This is a genomic window from Caenispirillum salinarum (assembly GCF_044803115.1).
Taxonomy (GTDB): Bacteria; Pseudomonadota; Alphaproteobacteria; order Rhodospirillales; family Rhodospirillaceae; genus Caenispirillum; species Caenispirillum salinarum_A.
This window is the reverse complement of record NZ_CP085224.1, coordinates 562,039-580,904: the sequence shown is the minus strand read 5'-3', so window position 1 is coordinate 580,904 and position 18,866 is coordinate 562,039. Positions and strand designations below refer to the sequence as shown.

General features: G+C 67.8%; 16 protein-coding genes and 4 pseudogenes. 5 read left to right on the top strand and 15 right to left on the bottom strand.

Annotation, left to right across the window (positions count from 1 at the left end; genetic code table 11):
- Window positions 1–152: 152 nt before the first annotated feature.
- The 3 genes and pseudogenes from LG334_RS02730 to LG334_RS02720 form a co-directional block, all read right to left on the bottom strand.
- Complete coding sequence (locus tag LG334_RS02730; RefSeq protein WP_404383055.1) at window positions 153–515, bottom strand: response regulator; 363 nt, start codon at window positions 513–515, stop codon at window positions 153–155.
- Complete coding sequence (locus tag LG334_RS02725; protein WP_404383053.1) at window positions 512–3,097, bottom strand: ATP-binding protein; 2,586 nt, start codon at window positions 3,095–3,097, stop codon at window positions 512–514. The genes LG334_RS02730 and LG334_RS02725 overlap by 4 nt, the downstream gene beginning before the upstream one ends.
- 194 nt (window positions 3,098–3,291) lie before the next feature.
- Window positions 3,292–3,654 (bottom strand): annotated as a pseudogene (locus LG334_RS02720) (transposase); the annotation flags it as partial.
- A gap of 134 nt (window positions 3,655–3,788) precedes the next feature.
- Here LG334_RS02720 and LG334_RS02715 point away from each other — a divergent pair.
- Window positions 3,789–4,772: pseudogene (locus LG334_RS02715) on the top strand (IS110 family transposase); the annotation flags it as partial.
- A gap of 89 nt (window positions 4,773–4,861) precedes the next feature.
- On the opposite strand, the gene istB reads toward LG334_RS02715, so the two are convergent.
- Window positions 4,862–5,692: an IS21-like element helper ATPase IstB gene (gene istB, locus LG334_RS02710; protein WP_404379162.1), complete on the bottom strand. Its 831-nt coding sequence runs from the start codon at window positions 5,690–5,692 to the stop codon at window positions 4,862–4,864.
- Window positions 5,689–7,155 (bottom strand): IS21 family transposase, encoded by a 1,467-nt coding sequence (gene istA / locus LG334_RS02705; RefSeq protein WP_404379163.1) that lies wholly within the window; start codon window positions 7,153–7,155, stop codon window positions 5,689–5,691. Before istA ends, istB begins: the two co-directional genes overlap by 4 nt.
- Window positions 7,156–7,363: 208 nt before the next feature.
- On the opposite strand from istA, the pseudogene LG334_RS02700 reads away from it, so the two are divergent.
- Window positions 7,364–7,699, top strand: a pseudogene (locus tag LG334_RS02700) (transposase); the annotation flags it as partial.
- Window positions 7,700–7,909: 210 nt separating this feature from the next.
- Here LG334_RS02700 and LG334_RS02695 read toward each other — a convergent pair.
- From LG334_RS02695 to LG334_RS02670, 6 genes and pseudogenes are all read right to left on the bottom strand, one after another.
- Window positions 7,910–8,233: pseudogene (locus LG334_RS02695) on the bottom strand (DDE-type integrase/transposase/recombinase); the annotation flags it as partial.
- 36 nt (window positions 8,234–8,269) lie between these two features.
- A complete protein-coding gene (gene tnpC, locus LG334_RS02690) occupies window positions 8,270–9,865 on the bottom strand; it encodes an IS66 family transposase (RefSeq protein WP_404381160.1) in 1,596 nt (531 codons plus the stop codon).
- A gap of 60 nt (window positions 9,866–9,925) precedes the next feature.
- Window positions 9,926–10,273, bottom strand: coding sequence for an IS66 family insertion sequence element accessory protein TnpB (gene tnpB / locus LG334_RS02685; protein WP_404379667.1), 348 nt, complete (start codon window positions 10,271–10,273; stop codon window positions 9,926–9,928).
- Window positions 10,270–10,551, bottom strand: coding sequence for an IS66 family insertion sequence element accessory protein TnpA (tnpA, locus tag LG334_RS02680; protein WP_404379507.1), 282 nt, complete (start codon window positions 10,549–10,551; stop codon window positions 10,270–10,272). Before tnpA ends, tnpB begins: the two co-directional genes overlap by 4 nt.
- Before the next feature lie 469 nt (window positions 10,552–11,020).
- Window positions 11,021–11,251 (bottom strand): hypothetical protein, encoded by a 231-nt coding sequence (locus tag LG334_RS02675; protein WP_404383051.1) that lies wholly within the window; start codon window positions 11,249–11,251, stop codon window positions 11,021–11,023.
- On the bottom strand, window positions 11,248–12,702 hold the full coding sequence (locus LG334_RS02670; protein ID WP_404383049.1) for a sensor histidine kinase: 1,455 nt from the start codon (window positions 12,700–12,702) through the stop codon (window positions 11,248–11,250). Before LG334_RS02670 ends, LG334_RS02675 begins: the two co-directional genes overlap by 4 nt.
- A 499-nt stretch (window positions 12,703–13,201) precedes the next feature.
- Here LG334_RS02670 and LG334_RS02665 point away from each other — a divergent pair, with 499 nt between their 5' ends.
- Together LG334_RS02665 and LG334_RS02660 are read left to right on the top strand one after the other, a co-directional pair.
- Window positions 13,202–13,771 carry a hypothetical protein gene (locus LG334_RS02665; protein ID WP_404383047.1) on the top strand — a complete coding sequence of 190 codons (570 nt, stop codon included), beginning with the start codon at window positions 13,202–13,204 and terminating at the stop codon, window positions 13,769–13,771.
- A gap of 173 nt (window positions 13,772–13,944) precedes the next feature.
- Complete coding sequence (locus tag LG334_RS02660) at window positions 13,945–14,250, top strand: GNAT family N-acetyltransferase (RefSeq protein ID WP_404383045.1); 306 nt, start codon at window positions 13,945–13,947, stop codon at window positions 14,248–14,250.
- 31 nt (window positions 14,251–14,281) lie between these two features.
- Here LG334_RS02660 and LG334_RS02655 read toward each other — a convergent pair whose 3' ends face one another.
- From LG334_RS02655 to LG334_RS02640, 4 genes are all read right to left on the bottom strand, one after another.
- Window positions 14,282–14,710, bottom strand: coding sequence for a DUF2267 domain-containing protein (locus tag LG334_RS02655; RefSeq protein WP_404383043.1), 429 nt, complete (start codon window positions 14,708–14,710; stop codon window positions 14,282–14,284).
- A gap of 105 nt (window positions 14,711–14,815) precedes the next feature.
- Window positions 14,816–15,643 (bottom strand): class II glutamine amidotransferase, encoded by an 828-nt coding sequence (locus LG334_RS02650; protein WP_404383041.1) that lies wholly within the window; start codon window positions 15,641–15,643, stop codon window positions 14,816–14,818.
- A 38-nt stretch (window positions 15,644–15,681) separates the two neighbouring features.
- Window positions 15,682–16,245: a GNAT family N-acetyltransferase gene (locus tag LG334_RS02645; protein ID WP_404383039.1), complete on the bottom strand. Its 564-nt coding sequence runs from the start codon at window positions 16,243–16,245 to the stop codon at window positions 15,682–15,684.
- Entirely contained in the window at window positions 16,238–17,275 is a 1,038-nt protein-coding gene (locus tag LG334_RS02640) for a hypothetical protein (RefSeq protein ID WP_404383037.1), read from the bottom strand. The genes LG334_RS02645 and LG334_RS02640 overlap by 8 nt, the downstream gene beginning before the upstream one ends.
- A 115-nt stretch (window positions 17,276–17,390) precedes the next feature.
- Between LG334_RS02640 and LG334_RS02635 the strand changes: the two genes are divergently transcribed.
- Complete coding sequence (locus tag LG334_RS02635; protein WP_404383035.1) at window positions 17,391–18,827, top strand: amidase; 1,437 nt, start codon at window positions 17,391–17,393, stop codon at window positions 18,825–18,827.
- Window positions 18,828–18,866: the final 39 nt, after the last annotated feature.

Sequence of the window (18,866 nt, the reverse complement as noted above, 5' to 3'; positions counted from 1 at the left end):
AGTCGGGCCGGGCGCTCGGCGCGAGCCGGAGGCCGGTACATCTTGAGCGGCGCGAGCAGCCGGCCGAGCCCGCCACAGCCGGGCCGCAACGGCATTTGGCGCGGGCGAGCGACCGTTGGGAAATGAAAGGTAGATCCGTGGCCCGGCGCGGGTCAGCTCCCGTGGACATGATGGATCTTGTCCACCATCGCCTGGAAGGAGACCGGCTTCTGGAGGTGCGCGGCCGGCTTCAGCGTCGCAACCTCTCCTTCAGAGTCCGCGAAGCCGGACATTATAATGACGGGTATGGCGGCTAAGGCACTGTCGCCCAATTGGGCTTCGCGGAAGTCCCACCCGGTCATCACGGGCATCATCAGGTCGAGCAGTATCACGTCGGGCCGCCAATCGGGCAGCACCTCTAGGGCCTCGCGTCCGTCGGCAGCCTCCCGCACCACGAACCCCTCCAGCTCAAGGACCGTCACGAAGCCCTGCCGAATGATGATATCGTCTTCGACCACCAATATCCGTATCGTCATGGCGCGTCCCCGCCATCCGCTTCCTGCCGCGGCAGGACTGCCGTAAACCGGCTGCCGCGGCCGTGCGCGGACTCCAGCTCAACCCGCCCGCCCAGGGTTTCAAGCAGGCTCTTGACCAGCGAAAGCCCGAGGCCGACGCCCGGGGTGTGCTTGCGGCGCACGTCGCCGAGTTGCTCGAAGGGCTGGAAGATGACCGCTTGATCGGCGGGGGCGATGCCGGGGCCGGTGTCGGCGACAGTGCAGCGAGCCTCATCGTGCCCCTCGGAGAGGCTGACGGTTACCGCGGCGCCATCGGTGTGCTTGATCGCGTTTTCGATCAGGTTGACCAGAACCAGGCGCATCAGCTTGCAATCGGTGTACACGACAATTTCGTTGCCGGGCTCAACGGTAATGGTCTGCCCCTGGGCGACCGCCCGTTCGCCAACGTCGGCCACCACCTGCTCGGCGAGCCCTCTCAAGTCGAAATACTCGGGGCTGACGCTGATCTTCCCGCTTTCGACGGCACTCTGCTCAAGGATGGAATTGACGATGTCGGCCATCCGTCGCGATGCACCGGCCAGGTTGGCGACCGCCTTGGCCTCGCGTCCCTCGGCCAGGGCGGGAGCGCGCTTAAGCACTTCCAGGTATAGCTCGAAGATCTGCAACGGAGAGCGCAACTCGTGGGACGCCATGCCAAGGAACCGGCTCTTGGCCGCAGCCGCCGCCTCGGCCTGTTGCCGGGCGACGTGCGCTTCATCAAGGGCCCGAGCAAGCTGCCGCGATCGCGCCGCCATATCCTTGGCCAGCGCCTCTATGTTGCGCTGGCTGGACTTCAACTCCCCGCGCAACACGTCCCGCGCGCGCTTGACGTCGGCCAGGTTTGCGACCCGCGCGGTCAGTTCCTCGGGCGAGAACGGCTTTACAACGTAATCCTGGGCGCCCCGTCGAAGCAGCCGGATACGCAGGGCGTCGTCGGCCTTGGCCGACAGCACCAGAATGGGCGTGTCCGCCAGCGCTGGGTCTTCGCGAATGGCCTCGATCATCTGGTCGCCGGACATGCGCGGCATCATGATGTCGGTCAGGATGACGTCGGGCCGGTGCTCCCGCGCCATGTCCAGCCCCTGCCGGCCATCGGACGCAATCCTGAGGTCGAACCGGTATCGCAGGGTCTCGACCATGAACCGACGCAGATCAGCGTTGTCCTCCACCACCAGGACCAGCGGGGCGCCGGTGCGGTCGGGCGCCGGGGACATGGGTTCGGCTTCGGCCGTGTGCGTCTCCGAGAGCTGGCCCAGCATTCCGGCGACGGTCGGGTTCCGCTCCGGCGCGGCCTCGGCCTCATCAGCTGGACGGACCGCCGTGCCGTCGGGGGCCTTCAGCGGCAGGCTGACCTGAAACAGCGCGCCGCCGCCCGGGCTGTCCGCCACGGAGACGGAGCCGCCGTGCAACTCGACGAATTCCTTCGTGACGGCGAGTCCGAGCCCGGTGCCGCCCGCCCGCCGGCTCGCGCTTCCGTCGGCTTGGCGGAACCGTTCGAAAATGGCCTCTCGCATCTGCGGCGGGACACCCGGGCCGCTGTCCTGCACCGAGATCACCGCCCAGCGGTCGTCGGCCTGGCCCACCGTGCAGACGATCCGCCCGCCCGTCGGCGTGAACTTGAAGGCGTTGGACAGCAGGTTGAGGGCGACCCGTTCGATCTTCGACCTGTCGACCTGGGCCGCCAGCGCCTCGGGCGCGCGAACCAGGAAGCGGACGTTGCGCTCGGGCGCCAGCGCCTCGAAGTGGCCGGCCATGCTGCGGACCAGCGCGGCGAGGTCGGCTTCCTGGTAATCGAGCCCCATCTGGCCGGCGTCCAGTTTTGCGACGTCCAGCAGGTCGTTCACGTGCTTGAGCAACATGAACGCGTTCTTGCGGATGATCTCGATGTCGCGACGGTCCGTGTCGGTCAGGGAGGCGGCTTGCAGCATGCGTTCCGTGGGACCGAGCATGAGCGCGAGTGGCGTGCGTAACTCGTGGCTGACATTGGCGAAGAACTGGCTCTTGACCTCGTCCAGCTCGCGGATGCGGGCCAGCAGGAGTTCAAGCTCGTGGTTCTTTCGCGCGATCTCGGCTTCGGCCCGCTTCTTCTCCGTGATGTTGCGGCCCTCGGCCAGCAGGAACACCACGGCACCGCTCTGGTCGGTGACGGGTATGAGCGAATAGTCAATGATGATGGTGTGCTCGCCGGCCGCCTCGCCGTAGACCTCCACGTCGTAGCGCACGAACGTGCCATCGGCCGCGCGCAGGCAGGCCTGACGCTGGTCTTCCATGATCTCCTCGGAGACGCGCCACCACCGCGCCTCCCAGAATGGTTTTCCCTTGAGGTCCTCCAGGCGGATGCCGGCCCCTTCGAGCGCAGCCCGATTGACATCAAGCAGCCGTCCCTTGCGGTCGAGCAGGCCGACGAACTGGTACATCTCGTCCATGACAACACGCGCCAGCTTCTCGCGGAGCTGGTGCTCATCGTTGACCGCGCTCAGTTCCACGTCGCGAACGCGAACCGGCTCATCAAAGCCGAGTAGCTGCCATAGAAGCGTGCTCAACTGATTGATCTCCGCCGTCACCTCACCGCAATCATGTAGTACGAGAGTATCGGTTAGTGGGTTGCCGATAGGAAGGCCCGGCTGTGCCTCACCCTTCAGATGGAACAAATTGGCACCAAAGGTTGTTCCTGGTTTCCGCCTCCGGTGCCGGCGCTGTGAAGCGACAAGAAGGGCTGCCGCCAAAAGCCGGTAACCCTTGGCCTGCTCCCCAACGCTCATCCGGTTGAAAGTAGAGCCTCCCGAGATTGATGCCCTGGGCGGGCGATGAAGGCAACCGTCTCCGGGGCGCGCCCCGGAGACGGTTGCGGCGAAAATTCTCGGCCGACTTCGGCGGGCGTGGCATCGCCCAGGCTGGAATGCGGCCGGACGTGGTTGTAGTCATGCCGCCACCCGGCCAGATCGTGGCGAACATGCCCCAGCGACGAGAACAGGGTCTCGTTCAGGCATTCGTCCCGCAGGCGGCCGTTGAAGCTCTCCACGAAAGCGTTCTGCGTCGGCTTGCCCGGCGCGATATAGTGCCAGGCGATCTGCCGGTCCTGGGTCCACCGCAGCACGGCATTGCTGGTGAACTCCGTGCCGTAACACATCAGGAAGCGCCAGGGGTGGAGGTCATGACCGCCCCGCAGCCCTCCGCCTTGCGGAGGGGCGGTCATGGCCGGTGGCAGAGCCCACTGTGACGGTTGCAGCTCTGTCACTGAGGGATCAACCGACCATGACCAATCACGAGCCTACGTCCGACGCCGTGCTGGTGGCTGTCGATATCTCGAAGTACCGCCACGAGGTTCTGATCGAGGCGCCGAGCCGCCGGCGACGCCGGCGCCTGACGATCCTGAACGCGAAGGCCGATCATGATCGGCTGGTAGAGGTCCTGCATGGCTACGGCGCCCCGATCGTCGTCGGGTTCGAGCCGACCGGCCTGTATCACCGGGCGCTCGCCTTCCGGCTGGCGCAGGAGGGCTTCAGCCTGCGTCTGATATCGTCGGTCAGCTTGGCCCGGACGCGCGAAGCGTTGCACAACGGCTGGGACAAGAACGACCCGAAGGACGCCCAGGTCATCCTGCACCTCTTGCGGATCGGCCGCTCCGGCGTCTACCTGGATCCGACCATCGCCAAGCTCGACGACGTCCAGGAACTGTCGAAGACGCACGAGGTGGTGTCGCGGGCCAAGACGGAGATCTGGCACCGCATCCTGACGCACTACCTGCCGCTCTACTTTCCCGAGGCCGAACGCTTCAAGGGCAACAGCCGGAGCGACTGGTTCCTGGCTCTTCTGGAAGCCTTTCCCACGCCCGCCAGCATCATGTGCCTGGAAAAAGATGCCTTTGCCGCCGCCGCGTGGCCCGTCATCGGCCGCAAGATCGGCAAGCAGCGCCTCCTCGCCGACATCTACGAGACCGCCCGCAACTCCATCGCCATCCCCGCCCCGGTGTCGTCGGCCGCCATTGCCATGTTCAGGATGGTCCTTGCCGAGGCGCGCGGCCTCATCCGGCAGCGGGACCTGATCGAGCAGAAGGCCGAAGACCTGCTCGGCGACAATCGCCAGTATCGTCTCTTGCACAGCATCCCCGGAATCGGCCCGATCAACGCCCTGACCATCATCGCCGAAGTCGGCGACCTTCGGCGTTTCGGCCACCACCGGCAGTTCCTCAAGTTCTGCGGCCTTGATCTCTCGACGCACCAGTCCGGTGTAGCGCGACAATTAGGAAGGCCGGTGGGCGTCAACTACGATGGCCGGTCGCCGTGATGGGATGACGATGGTGGCGCCGCGCAGCGGCGCCGGCAAGTCTAATTGTCGCCGGTCTCCGATGTAGTTGTCGCCGGGCGACAATTATCCGCGTCGGTAGTTGTCGCGGATGGTGCGGCGTCCCTGCCGACCGCGGTTCGGCGCCGGTAGCTCTCGACGTTCAACTCGAAGATCGTGGCGTGGTGGACCAGCCTGTCGATGGCGGCGATGGTCATGGCCTTGTCAGGAAAGATCCGGTCCCACTGGCCGAACGGCTGGTTGGCCGTGATCAAGAGCGACCGTCGCTCGTAGCGGGCGGCGATCAACTCGAACAGGACGCTGGTCTCGGCCTGGCTCTTTTCGACGTAGGACAGGTCGTCGAGGATCAGCAGGTCGTACTTGTCCAGCTTGTCGATGGCGCTCGCCAGGGCGAGGTCCTGCCGGGCCGTCTGGAGGCGCTGGACGAGATCGGTCGTCCTGGTGAACAGGACGCGGAACCCGTTGTCGATGAGCGTGTGGCCGAGGGCGGCGCTGAGGTGGGTCTTCCCGCCGCCGGGCGGACCGAAGAACAGCAGGTTCTTGCCCTGGTCCAGCCAGCCGTCGCCGGCAGCGAGCGCCATGACGTGGGCCTTGCTGACCATCGGCACCGCCGAGAAGTCGAAGGTGTCGAGGGTCTTGCCCGAAGGCAGCCTGGCCGCCACGAGGTGCCGCTGGATGCGCCGGCGCTCCCGTTCCGCGAGTTCGAGTTCAGCCAGCGTCGCCAGGAAACGGCTGGCGGGCCAGCCTTCCATGTCGGCGCGCTCGGCGAATTCCTCCCAGAACTGCTTGATGGTCGGCAGCCGCAACTCGGTGAGGAGCAGCGGCAGCTTGGCGATGTCAACCGAGATGCTCATCGGCCGGCTCCCGCGACGAGGATGTCGTAATCCGATGCCGACGGCAGCGCCACCGTCACGTTCGGGATCGTGCCGCCGCTAACCGGGAAGGTCATCCGCAGAAGGGCCAGGTCGGGAAGCCGTCCGTGGTCGAGATCCTCGCCCAGTCGCCGTGCCAGATCCGCCTCGCAGCCGGCGTCGTGCGCCAGGGCCAGTAGGCCGACCATGGTCCGGCAGGCGACGCGCGGGTCCATGGAGGCCATCATGGCATCCCAGGCCCGCCGGTATTCGGTCCGGGGGAACAGGTGGTCCCGGTAGACCAGGTTCTGGAAGGCCTGGGGCTTGCGTCGCAAGCTGTGGATGACGTGGCGGTAGTTGACGACGTAGCCATGGCCGTTGCCGGAGGGCGCGCGACCGCGTGGCAGGGTCAGAACGGGGGTGCCGCCGAGGAAGCCTTCAAGCCGGTCGTCGTGGATGCGCAGGCGGAGATGGTGGCCGATGAACTGCGACGGCGCCGTGTAAAAGACCCGGCGCAGGACGAAGCCGCCGGCGCTGGTCACCAGCACCCGGGCCTCTTCGTAATCCATCGTCCGGCGCGGCGGCAGGCTGCGGAGAACCGGCTTCTCGACGGCCAGCATCTCGCGGCGACGGGCATTGGCCCGCCCCACCACCTCGGCGACGAAGCGGCGGTAGGCCTCCAGATCAGGGAAGTCCCGGCTCCCGCGCAGCAGAAGGGCCTGGTCGAGAGCCCTCTTGAGGTGGCCGTTCCGGCTCTCGATAGCGCCGTTCTCGTGGGCGACGCCGCGGTTGTTGCGGCTCGCGACCATGCCGTAGTGGTCACAGAGACCTTGATGACGCTCCGTCATGTCCCGGGCGGCCTCCTTGTCGAGGTTCCGGAAGGCAGCCGACAGGCTGTCGGTGCGATGTTCGGCCGGGACACCGCCGAGGGACCACAGGGCGTTCTGGAGACCGGCGGCCAAGGCGATGAAGCTCTCGCCGCCCAGCACCACCTCGGCGTACTCCCAGCCCGAGTAGGCCAGGGTGAAATGGTAGAGCCGGTGCGCGAGCGGCGCCCCGTTGATGATCACCGCCAGCTCGGCGGCATCGGTGAAGTCCGACAAGGCCATCCGGCCGGGCGGGTTGGCCTGGCGAAAGATGACCTCCTTCTCCGGCCCCTTCAGCGCGCGCCATTCCCGAATCCGGCGCTCCAGGGTCCGCCGGCGCGACGGCCAATTCTGATCCGGATAGCGCCGCTCCAGCTCCTCGAAGATGGTGACCGCCTTCAGGCCGGGCGCGCCCTCCAGCATCGGCAGGATGTCCGTCTCCCAGACGTCCTCCAGCGGATCCTCGCGGGTGCGCCAGTGGCGATGATCCCGTTTCTGGGAAGGAAGGCGCGGGTCCCGGTCGATCCGCCGGGCCGTCCTCTCGCTGAACCCGGCCTTCGCGGCCGCGACTCGCTGCGTGTGTTGTCCTCGGTGCTTCATGTAGAGTTTCACCTGATGGTCCGTGATGTGGGTTCCAGGCACCGGCGGTCTCTTCTTGGTCGTTGAGAACCGCCAGTGTCTCCCATCACGGCCGTCGGCGGGGTCTATGAAGACCGCGCACCGCAGGGGGCGACCTCCGGCCGGGCTACGCCCGCCCTACGGTCACCCCCTGCGGCCATCGTAATTGTCGGCAGAGCGGCCATCCTGGTTGTCGCTGGGCAAGTCCGGCACGTTTCGCGGTCACAGCAAGCTGTCCAAGTTCGGCAACGCGCGGCTGCGGCGTACCTTCTGGATGGCGGGCCAGGTCGCCATTCGCCAGCGCGACAACGGGTTCCGCGACAAGTACGAGCGCTACATCGCCCGCGACCGCACCGACGCCGACCTGCGCCGCAAGGCGCTGACGGCGGTCGCCGCCAAGATGGCCCGCACCGCCCACGCCGTGGTCAAGAGCGACACCGAATACCGCCCCTTCTACGAGGGGCGGGAACCCGGAAGAACCCCTCTCTGTAGGAGCCGTGGAGGCACCGTCGCCCCGGCGATGTGACCTCGTAGATAATGTTCGGGTCTTCCGCTTGGACCGGCATCTCGTATTGAGGACGGTGAGGGCCGCAACGTCCGGACCCTGTGTTTGTTATGGATGAGAGCAGTTCCTTGACGGCGGAAGCCGCTTGGCCGACCATCTTCGCATCTTGCTGCCCGTCAGCGAGATGGGCTCTGTTCACCCCTGCCGCAGCCACTCGTCCTGACATAGGACGTTGTCGCTGACGATCATAAGCGGCTTGCCGCGGGCTTCGATGACGGCGTTCAGCTCCCGGCAGACCCTGGCCCCGGAGAGCGACGTGTCGGCGACCAGGCAGAGGCATTCCCGACTGAAGTCATCGACGACGGCCAGGATGCGAAACCGGCGCCCGTCGCTGAGGGCGTCGCTGACGAAGTCCAGTGACCAGCGCTGGTTCGGCCCTTGCGGGAGCGCGGCTGGCGCCCGCGTGCCAAGCGCACGCTTGCGGCCCCGGCGACGGCGGACCGCCAGCCCTTCCTCCCGATAGAGCCGCAGGAGCTTCTTGTGGTTCATCGTAAGCGTCTTCCAGCGGCTGCGGCGGCCGCCTGTTGACGGTCAGGCAGCCTTCTGGTCGTCCTGCGGCTGCCCGATGTTCCACGGCAGCAGGTCGTCGATCCGGTTGATCGGATGGTCGGCGATGCGAGCCAGCACCGTGGTGAGGTAGGCCTGCGGGTCGAGGCCGTTCAGCCGCGCGGTCTCGACCAGCGTGTAGATGGCCGCCGCCCGGCGGCCGCCGGCGTCGGAGCCGGCGAAGAGGTAGTTTTTCCGGCCCAGGGCCAGCGGGCGGATGGCCCGCTCAGCGGCATTGTTGCTGATCTCGCAGCGGCCGTCGCCTGCATAGCGGGTCAGCGCTGGCCAGCGCGTCAGGGCGTAGCGCATTGCGGCCGCCAGCTCGCTTTTGCCCGGCAGCTTGCGGAGGCTGGTGTCGAAGAAGGTCTTCACCGCCTCCAGCCGGGGCAGGCTCTCCGCCTGGCGCACGCGCAGGCGCTCGTCGGCTGGACGCCCGGAGATCCGGCGCTCCACGTCGAACAGCGCGCCGATCAGCTCCAGGGCCCGGGCGGCGATGGGTGATCCGGTCGCCGCATGGACGTCGTGGATCTTGCGCCGCACATGGGCCCAGCATGCCACCTCCTGCACGGACGCGACGCCGTCCTCTCCCGGCTCGTACAGCTTGTTGAAACCGGCATAGCCGTCGGCGTGCAGAAGGCCGCGAAAGCCCTGCAACTCGGTCTGCGGATGGATGCCCTTGCGGTCGGGCGTGTAGCGGTAAAGCACGGCCGGCGGCGCCGGGCCGGCATGGGGACGTTCGTCGCGCAGATAGACCCATTGTCGCGCCTGCCGGGTCTTGCCGGCGCCCGGGCTGAGCACCGGCACCGGCGTGTCGTCGGCGTGCAAGGCGTCGCCGGCGCGCACGTGGCGGCCAATCGCCTCGACCAGCGGCGCCACCAGGGCGGCCGTCCTGCCGACCCAGCCCGCCAGCAGCGCCCGGGGCAGCGTCACGCCCTCGCGGGCGTAGATCTGGCTCTGGCGGTACAGCGGCAGGTGGTCGCAGTATTTCGACACCAGGACATGCGACAGCAGGGCCGGCGACGGCAGGCCGCGCGCCACCGGCAGGGACGGCATCGGCGTCTGCACCATGCTCTCGCACGTCCGGCACGACAGCGCCGGACGGACATGGCGGATCACCCGGAAACGGCCGGGCACGTAGTCGAGGATCTCGGTCACGTCCTCGCCCACCGTGTGCATGGCGCCGCCGCAGGCCGGGCAGTCGTCGGCGGGATCATGACGGACCTCGTCGCGCGGCAGATGCTCCGGTAGGGCGCGGCGACGGCGCGCGGCAGGCTGGTCCGGGGCGTCGGCCTCGGTCGGCTCCGGCGGCGCTTCATCCTCTGCTTCGGCCGCTTCGGCCGCTTCGGCCTCCAGGTCCTCCAGGGCCAGTTCGAGCTGTTCGATCTCGCGGGACAGCTTCTCCGACGATCGCCCGAACGTCATCCGCCGCAGGCGGGCGAGTTGCACCTTCAGCTTCTCGACTTCCAGCGCCTTGGCGGTCAGGCCGGCCCTGGCCGCGGCCAGTTCCTCGGCCTGCGCGGCGATGATCGCCCGCAGGGCCTCGACGTCGTCGGGAAGCTGGGAAGACGGTGCGGAAGGCATGGCCGGATTCTAGCCGCAGAAGCCCTAAAAACCAAGGATTTCGGCGCCTTCCGGGGCTCGTCAGCCGGCTGTCTCCGGCCGCCATGTCCGCGTCGGCATGCGCCAGTCGATGCCCTCGATCAGCATGCTCAACTGGGCCGGCGTCAGCGCCGCCACGCCGCCCTCCGCCGACGGCCAGACGAAGCGTCCCTTCTCCAGCCGCTTGGTGAACAGGCAGAAGCCCTGGCCGTCCCAGGCGAGGATCTTGACCAGGTCGCCACGCCGCCCGCGGAAGACGAACAGGTGCCCCGAGAACGGGTCCTTCTTCAGGACCTCCTGCACCAGCATGGCGAGGCCGGGCATGCCCTTTCGCATGTCGGTCCGGCCGAGCGCCAGGTAGACACGCACGCCCGGCGGAACGGCGATCATGCCCCCTCCAGGGCCGCGACCAGCGTCCGCAACCGGGGTGGCGCGATGGTGGCCGGCACGATCAGGCGGCGCCCGTTGGTGAGCACGATCTCGACCGGAGACGGTTCCTCGGGCACGCGAGCGGCCGCCTCCTCCGGTGCCGTCACCTGGACGGGCAGAAAGCCGGGTGCGGCCGGAGCTGTCTTCCGGCACCAGCGCCCGAGGACGCTGGGATGAACACCATTCCGCCGCGCCACTGCGGCCACCGAAAGGCCGCTCTCGGCAACCTCTCTGACCATCCGCTCCTTGTCTGCCCGGGGCCATGTCCGTCGCCGCGCCGGAGGCTGACTACCATCGTAGGCCATAAGCAACTCGCTCCATCCGCCGATCCACTCCAAGATCGACGAAGTCAGCACTATCGGGACGTCGGCGCCAAGGCAGCCGTCAGAAGACGGTTACACTTAGGCGCGCACCGCTCCACTTGATGAGTAGGTGGGCGGCCGATCCAGCCTCGGGCATTTCCGAAGGGAGCCGGTACTCCAAGATCGACGACGTCGGCACGATCGGGTGGTCGATGCCAAGGCAGCCTTCAAAAGATGGCTACGGCTACGCATGCAGCCGATGCACAAGGGCGGCGCGCCCTATCGGGCGCTTCATTCGTCAATGGCCTTGCTGTATGTGACGAGTGCCCGCTTGAGCTCGTGCGGATTGATCGGCTTACCGATGAAGGCGATCGGCTCCACCACCGAGAGCCTTTCGCGAGTGGCATCATTCAGGTTTCCACTGATGAAAATGCAGCGGACACCAAGTTCGTCGCGAAGCCACCGGGAGGCGCCGATCCATCAGGGCAATGTCCGGCCGCTCGGCGCGTGCCACGCTCTTGCAGCTTTCCAGGTCGCGCGCCGTGCCGGTGACGCGACACCCCAGCGCCTCCACCTGATCTTGAAGATCCATCGCGATGAAGAACTCATCCTCGACGATCAGGACGCGCAGCCTCATGGTTCTTGCATCGGCGTTCGGACGACGGCGCGGTGGCCCGGCGCGGCGTCCTCTGTTTTGATCGAGGCACCGAGCTGGCCGACCAGCCCATGAACAATGCGCGTGCCGAGACCCGGCTCGGCGCCCGTAGACTTGCCGGCGCCGTCATCAGCCACCTCCAGAACCAGCGTGTCCTCCTCCAGCCGGGTTGTCACATTGATGCGTCCCTTCTCCAGACCGGTGAACGCGTGCTTCAACGCATTCGACACCAACTCGTTCACGACCAGCGCGAGCGCGATCGCCTTGTCCGCAGGCAACTGGACATCCGCTGCCTCGCACGTGATAACGACGCCCATCCCGGTGGCGTCGCCGCCACCGAGATGGGCGCAGAGCTTGCGCAGATACTCCCCGAACGCGAGGGTCGTCACGTCCTCCGACCGGTAGAGCATCTCATGCACGGAGGACACCGCCTGCACCCGCGCCGCCGCCCGCTCCAGGCGGTCGCGTCCCTCGCCGGCGCCGGCGCGACGGGCATCCATGTTAAGGATGCTCGAGACGAGCTGGAGGCTGTTCTTGATGCGATGGTTGGCCTCGGCGAGGAGCGCCTCCTTCTGGGCGAGCAGGCGGTCCCGCTCGTCAAGCGCCACGGCCAGCGCCTCCTCTCGCCGCTTCGACTCGCTGACGTCGATGCTCACGACCACGAAGCGCGGCAGGGCTTCGCGATGATCGCGCACGAGTTCTCCCTGCGAGGAGAGCCAGCGAGTCGTCCCGTCCGGCAGCAGGAGGCGGTGGATGAAGGACACCGTGGTGTGCTCGGGTGCATCCATCACATCGTCGAAGGCGGCGCGCACGGCCGCCCGGTCGTCGGCGTGGATGCGCGCGAAGCAGTCCTCGGCGCTGGCCGTGCCTTCGCGCTCAGGGAAGCCCAGCATCCGCGAGAAGGCGCGTGAAAAGTACATCGTGCCGGTCCGCGGGTGGTATTCCCAGAAGGCGAGGTCGTCGAGCTGCTGGGCAGAGCGGAGACGGATCGCCTGGTCGCGCCGGAAGAGGACCTCCTCCGTCACGTCCGCGACGTGGTGGATCAGGGCCACGACCTCGCCATCGCGCACCACGGGCGTGTTGAGCGGCTTCCAGTAGCGCTCCTCGAAGCTGCCGTCGGGGTCGTCGCGAAGCGGGATGTCGTATTTCTGCACCGCCATCTCGTGCGGACGGCGCGTGGCGAGCGCGGTCTCGAGCGACAGTCGGAGGTTCCGCACGCCATCGGCCGTCGGATCGCCGGGGTTGTCCGGGAAGGCGTCGAACAGACAGACACCGACGAGATCCTGGCGCCGGGCCTGGGTGAGGTCTAGGTAACGCTGGTTGACGTCCACGATGATGAAGTCCGGGTCGACGATCAGATACCCGTGGGGCGCAGCCTCGAAAACCGCTTCGCGCAGCCGCTCGCCGAGGAACTGAATGTCATCGCCCGCCAAGTTTTGCTCCTCCCCCACAATTGGTCATTGCGGCCGCTGAACACACTGCCCGCAGATATCATTACGCTTTCGACCGCCTCAGGTTCGTGCGGTTTCGAATGCACTGCCGCCGGCGTTCGACGAGCCCCCTGAAGAACCTTCAGGAAATGGCGCCCCACCCGATCCAGCACTACAAACTGTAGACGGTGGCTAACAGCCCGACCCCAAATTCAGCGGCTGAGGATGGACGAGGGATTTTTTCGTCCGTCAGGCGCCAAACGCAGCCGATGCCGGCGGCATCGGCGAGGATTGGCAACGCAGCCGGCCTGAAAAAGCACCGTCCAGCCGACCCGCCGGAGTTTCGGGTTGGGCTCTAAGGCGTTGGAAGCGTATTCGCCAGCGCGGCGCAGGCAGGGAGTTCGGGCACCCACCACTCTCTCAAGAGCTTTCTGAGCTGCTTACGCACTTCGCCCGGCAGCTTTTTTCTGTCGGTTCAGGCCCCGCGCGACCGGAGATTGACGTGATGATCAGCTTTCTGGACATTGAGGCGTCGAGCCTGCGAAACGGCTATCCCATCGAGATAGCTTGGTGCAACGCCGATGTGACAGCCGGGCGGTCCTGGCTGATCCGCCCCGGCGGCTGGCCCCCGCATCTGGCTTGGGACGACGACGCTGAGCGGATTCACGGGCTCACCATTGGGCGCCTGGAGGCCGAGGGCCTCCCGCCGGACACGGTGGCCGAGGCGCTGGCCGACGACCTGACGACGGCCGAGGTCGTGCTCTCCGACAACCCGCCGTTCGACCACGGCTGGCTGGTCGAGTTGTACGGTCTGGGCAGCGGGACACGGTCTGTGCCCTTCCAACTGGAGGAAGCCGACGCGGTAGCCGTGGATGACCGCAGGCGCTTGGCCGCCGCCGGCGTGGATCCCGTCTCCCGCACGCTTGCCGCCGATGCCGGCCTGGTGCCGCATCGGGCGCTGGACGACTGCATCCGGCATGCGGTGACGCTGTGCGTGGCGCGCGACGAGGAACTGGACACCATCAAGTGGAAAGCTCGGCGCCTGCTGGCTGAGCATGGGAGGGACCGATGACGGCCGGCGGCGCCTTTCAGTGTGTAGGCGACCCCGGTCCAGTGCTACAGCCGTAAACACGTTGTTCGTGAGCGATCCAATATCCCGGCAAGGGGCGGCACCAAGTGCCGCGAACCGCCGGGCGGGGTGCGCCGTTCGCTTCTCACCACACCCCGACGCCGGAGGGCTCCGCTATGGCCGATCGTGATCCTTACAATCCGGAACAGGTTTCGCCGGACATGAGTGCCGGAAACGCCGCCGGCTCGGTTCTGGTGCGCGAGGCCACCGATGCGGACCTGCGCGCCGCTGAGGCGATCGACGGCCCCGGCTCCCATGTCCCTGAGCCGGGATCGTCCTGGATCGTGGCGGAGGAAGCCGGTACAGGCCGCGTGCTGGGCTACGCCACGCCCGAGCCCAAGCACATTGGCGTGGACCCGGATATGCGGGGCCGCGGCGTCGGTGAGATTCTGGAGGAGCACCTGGGGCGGCGCTTCGGATGATGACGTTTCCGACGCGCGATAAGATCGGTGCCTAGGCCGGCCAAAGGCTGTTGATCTCGTCGGGCAGCATTTTCTTTACCTGCGCGATCTGGCCTTCCTCCACATGCTTGTCCAGCACGGCGAAGACCGCGCGGGCAGCATCCTCGGCGCGGCCCTCCAGCGGCACCGTAAAGAGACGCTCCTGGATAGAGGCCAGGAACGCGTCCTTGCTGCGCTCCTTGTGCGGCGGAGCCCCCGGGCGCCAGCCGTCCATGTAGATGCCTTTGACCATCATGGGAAACTGCGCCCCGAGATGGGCGGCTTCCTCGACCGTCAGGCGATCCCGGAGGGCATGCAGGGTGGCGCGCAGGGCGTGGTAGGCGTGCTGCTTGTCGCCGCCCAAATGCTCGGAAATCTCGTTCAGCCAGATGTTGGTTTCCTGTAGGGTCTTATCAAACATTTCCAGGCCGGTCGCACTCATGGTCTGAGCCTCCTGCTGGTTTGAATCGGCTGTCGACTCAACGGAAGTGCGGAGGCTTGGTTGCCGAGTTCCGGACCGTCCCGGGGCCGCAAACCGTGCAGCCGCTCAGACGGTGCACGGCCGCATCCTCAGCGCTGGTCCCTCCACCCCCTCGACGATCTGGAACACCGAATGATCCGGCACCTCCTGCCATCCTTCATCGGTGGTGGGTTCCGAGGCGACCAGAACGGCGCGGTAATCCTCCGGCGGCCGAGCCACGGCATGCGGCCGGCCGCAGAGCTGGCAGTCGTAGACGCCCTGGCGCTCCAGGACCCACAGGCTCTGCTGCCAGCGGCAGCCGAACAGGCGGGCGCCGTCAGACAGCAGCATGTTCAGGCCCAGGTTTTCGCACGGGCCGGCCTCCCGGCACCACGCGGCCACGTCCGAGACCGTGCGCGCCAGCACGTCCTCCACCGGCGTGTCCGGCTGGCGCTCCATGCGGCTGAGAAGGAAGTGGAAGAAGGCCTCGCTGTCGGTCGAGCCCTTGATGGCATTGACGTGAGCCGGCGGGACCTCCTCGGCCATGCGCTCGCCGACGCCCTCGTCGAAGTGGCGGATGGTCCCGTTGTGCATGAGCACCCAGGGCCCATGCGAGAAAGGATGCGTGTTCTCGATGCGCACATCCCCCGCGGTCGCCTGGCGTACGTGGGCAAGCACCCGTGTCGCGACCGCCTCCCGCGCCACCCGCGCATAGGCGTCGCCTTCTCCGGCGGCGTGCACGCGGCGGCTGACGGAAAGGTGCCCGTGCGGCCAGTGGGCGATGCCCCAGCCGTCGGCGTGGGCGAAGCCCTCCAGGTCCTCGCGGCTCTGGCGCAGCAGCGAATGCTGCGCTTCCACCAGCGAGCAGTCGATGCGGGTGGGATGGGTGGCGACGAATCCGAGCATCCGGCACATGCGGTGGTCTCCCGGCGGGTGGTTCAGGACGGGTTCCGTTACGCGTAGGGAGGCGCCGGGCCATGCGCCGGAGCCGCGCCGCGGTATTCGCGGTCGAGCAACGACATGCGGAGCGTCGAGAGGTAGGTGTCGTCGAGCCGCACATTTTCCCGCTCGCGGCCCTCGACGACGAAGCCGAAGCGCCGGTACAGGTCGATGGCGCGCACGTTGTCCTCGCGCACGTCGAGCCAAAGCCGATGGCATCCGATGTCGTCGAAGGCGTGACGCAGGATTGCGGCCAGCACCCGGCGCCCAACGCCCCTGCCCTTGCGCGCCACGACGAAGCGGCGCAGCAGCAGGCTGCCGTTTTCGTCGCGCAGCCCCTGAAGCAATACATAGCCGACGCGCGGGTCGTTCCCCCCGTCGGCCCCGGAGGCCCTGTCCTCGATGACCATGTGGCGGCAGTCCGCGTCGATCATGCACTCCTGGTGCTCCGGCTCCGTCCATTGGCCGACGAAGCGGGCGTTCTCGGGGGCGGCCTCGGCATAGCGGATGAAGGGGATGTCGTCCGGCCGGCTGCGGCGCAGGCACAGGCCGTCGGCGGGCAGAACTGGGTCACCCATGGATGGCGGCTCCTTTTTCGGCGGCCGCGATGCGGGCGCGGGCGCCGTCGATGATGCGGGCCAGAAGGTCGGGATAGTCGATGCCGGCGTAGCCCGCCATACGCGCCATCATGCCGTCCGCGCGCCACTCGGGATGGGCGTTGACGTCGATCAGCCGGGGCACGCCGTTGGCGTCGTCGCGGAAGTCAAAGCGGGCGTAGTCGCGCAGGCCCAGGCGGTCGAACATCAGCCGGCAGGTTTCGTCCAGCCGTGCCCGCAGGTCGTCGGGCACCTCGGCCGGCTTCAGCCGCAGGCGCTGGTAGTAGGGAGACTTCTCGTCGGTCTTGGACTCGTGGGTCATGATGCGCGGCAGGTCCTCGGGCAGATCGCCGTAGTCGACGGTCAGCGGCGGCAGGCAGCGAAGGCCGCCCGCCTCGCCAAGCACCGCGACGCTGAATTCATCACCCGGCAGGAGTTCCTCCGCCACCACCCAGAGGACGCCGGTATCGGCCGTCAGCGCGCTCAGGCTGGCTTCGGCGTCTTCCGGCGCCTGAACCACCGACCCCGTGGAGATGCCGGTGCTGCCGCTGCCGCTGTTGGGCTTGAGCAGGACCGGCACGCGCTCCGGCGGCCGCGGCCTGTTGCCACGGGACAGACGGATCACCTCCTGCGCCGGCACCGCCACGGCGTGGGCCCGGGCGACGGTGTTCACCGCGCCCTTGTCGTGGCAAAGCGCCAGGCAGGCCGCATCGGCCCCGGCCAACGGATGGCCCAGCATCTCCACCAGCGCCGGCACATGAAGTTGCAGCGCCGGCTGATTGCGAAAGCCGGCGTTGCAGAAGTTCAAGACAAGGTCGAAGGAGCCTTGGCGCAAAGCCTCCGGCAGGTTCTCGTGGTCATCGAGGATTGTGAAGCGGCAGGAGGAAAGCCGGCCGAGGGCGTCCTGAAGCCTGGCCGCATCGCGGTGGTCGTGCTCGGCCATGCGTCCCCCCGGATTGTACGGGTACGGCAGGCGCGGGTCGGCCAGGATGACGGCGATATCCAGCGGCATGGCGTTCCTGCTCCATGAAAGGGTCGCCTTCGCAACGCCTACCGCCGGAGGCCCGGTTCCCCGGCAACAGGGGCTTTGGCGGGCGCGTTCCGCGGGCATGTACAGAGGGAGCGCCATGAGCATCGACCTGTCCGACCAGACCGCGCTTGAACTGAAGCAACTTTATGCCGATGGCCGCGCCTCTCCGGTCGGGGCGACCGAGGCCGCGCTCGGCCGCATCCGCAGCCACGACCCAGCGGTCAACGCCTTCAGCGGCGTCAGGGAGGAGGACGCCATGGCTCAGGCCTGCCGGTCGGAAGAACGCTGGCGCCGCGAGATTCCCGCCGGGCGTCTGGAAGGCGTGCCGGTGGCGGTGAAGGACGTCTTCAACATGCGCGGCTGGCCCAACCGCAAGGGATCGGCCACCACACCCGCCGAACCGGTGGGCGACGACGCCCCGGCGGTTGCCGTGCTGAAGCGTCACGGCGCCATCATCACGGGCCGCACCACGACGCCGGAATTCGGATGGAAGGCGACCACCGACAGCGCGCTGTGCGGCGTCACGCGCAATCCCTGGGACCCGGAGCGCACGCCCGGCGGCTCGTCCGGGGGCTCCGGCGCGGCGGTGGCGCTTGGCATGGCACCGCTCGCCCTTGGGACCGACGCCGGCGGGTCCGTGCGCATCCCGGCGTCGTTCTGCGGCGTCGTCGGCCACAAGCCGACGCACGAGTTGGCGCCCATGTGGCCGCCCAGCATCTTCGCGCCGCTGGGCCATGTGGGTGCCATAGGCTGGACCGTCGGCGACGTGACCCTGCTGGTCGCGCTGCTGGCCGAGGCCAACTGGCTTGACGCCACCACGCCGCGTCCGGCGGAGGGCCTTCTGGCGGCGCTGGAGGATGGCGTCCGGGGACTGCGCATCGCTTTCGCGCCGACGCTGGGCGATGTGCCCGTCGATCGCGAGGTGGCCGCGGCCGTGGCCGAAGCGGCCGACGTATTTGAGGAGATGGGCGCTCTTGTGGAAATGGCGGATCCGGACATCGGCGACCGGTCCGAGACCTTCCATCGCCTCTATGCATCGGGCGCGGCCAATGCCCTTCGCGACCATTCGCCCGAGGAGCGCAAGGACATGGACCCCGGCCTCGTGGCGCTGGTGGAAGAGGCGCAAGGCTGGAGCATGCTTGACTACCTCGCCGCCATGAACGACCGCATGAGCCTGATCGACCACATGGAGGGGTTTCACCGCCGCTACGACCTGCTGCTGACGCCGACCGTGCCCATCCCGCCGTTCGAGGCGGGGCGCGACGTGCCGGAAGACTGGCCGAAGGATCGCTGGACGAGCTGGACACCCTTCACCTGGCCCTTCAACCTGACCGGCCAGCCGGCGATCTCGGTACCTTGCGGCTTCACGCAGGAGGGCCTGCCGGTGGGGCTGCAGATCGTCGGCCCGCGTCAGGCCGACCGGCGGGTGCTGGCCGCCGGCCACTCCTTCCAGTCGGCCCGGCCGCTGACCGGCCACCGCCCGCCGATGTTCGGGCCGCGCGTGGAGCACGGGCTCGGCGCCAGCCGGCGCTGAAGCGACCGCGTCATCCAGCTCGAAATCGTCCCGCTATTG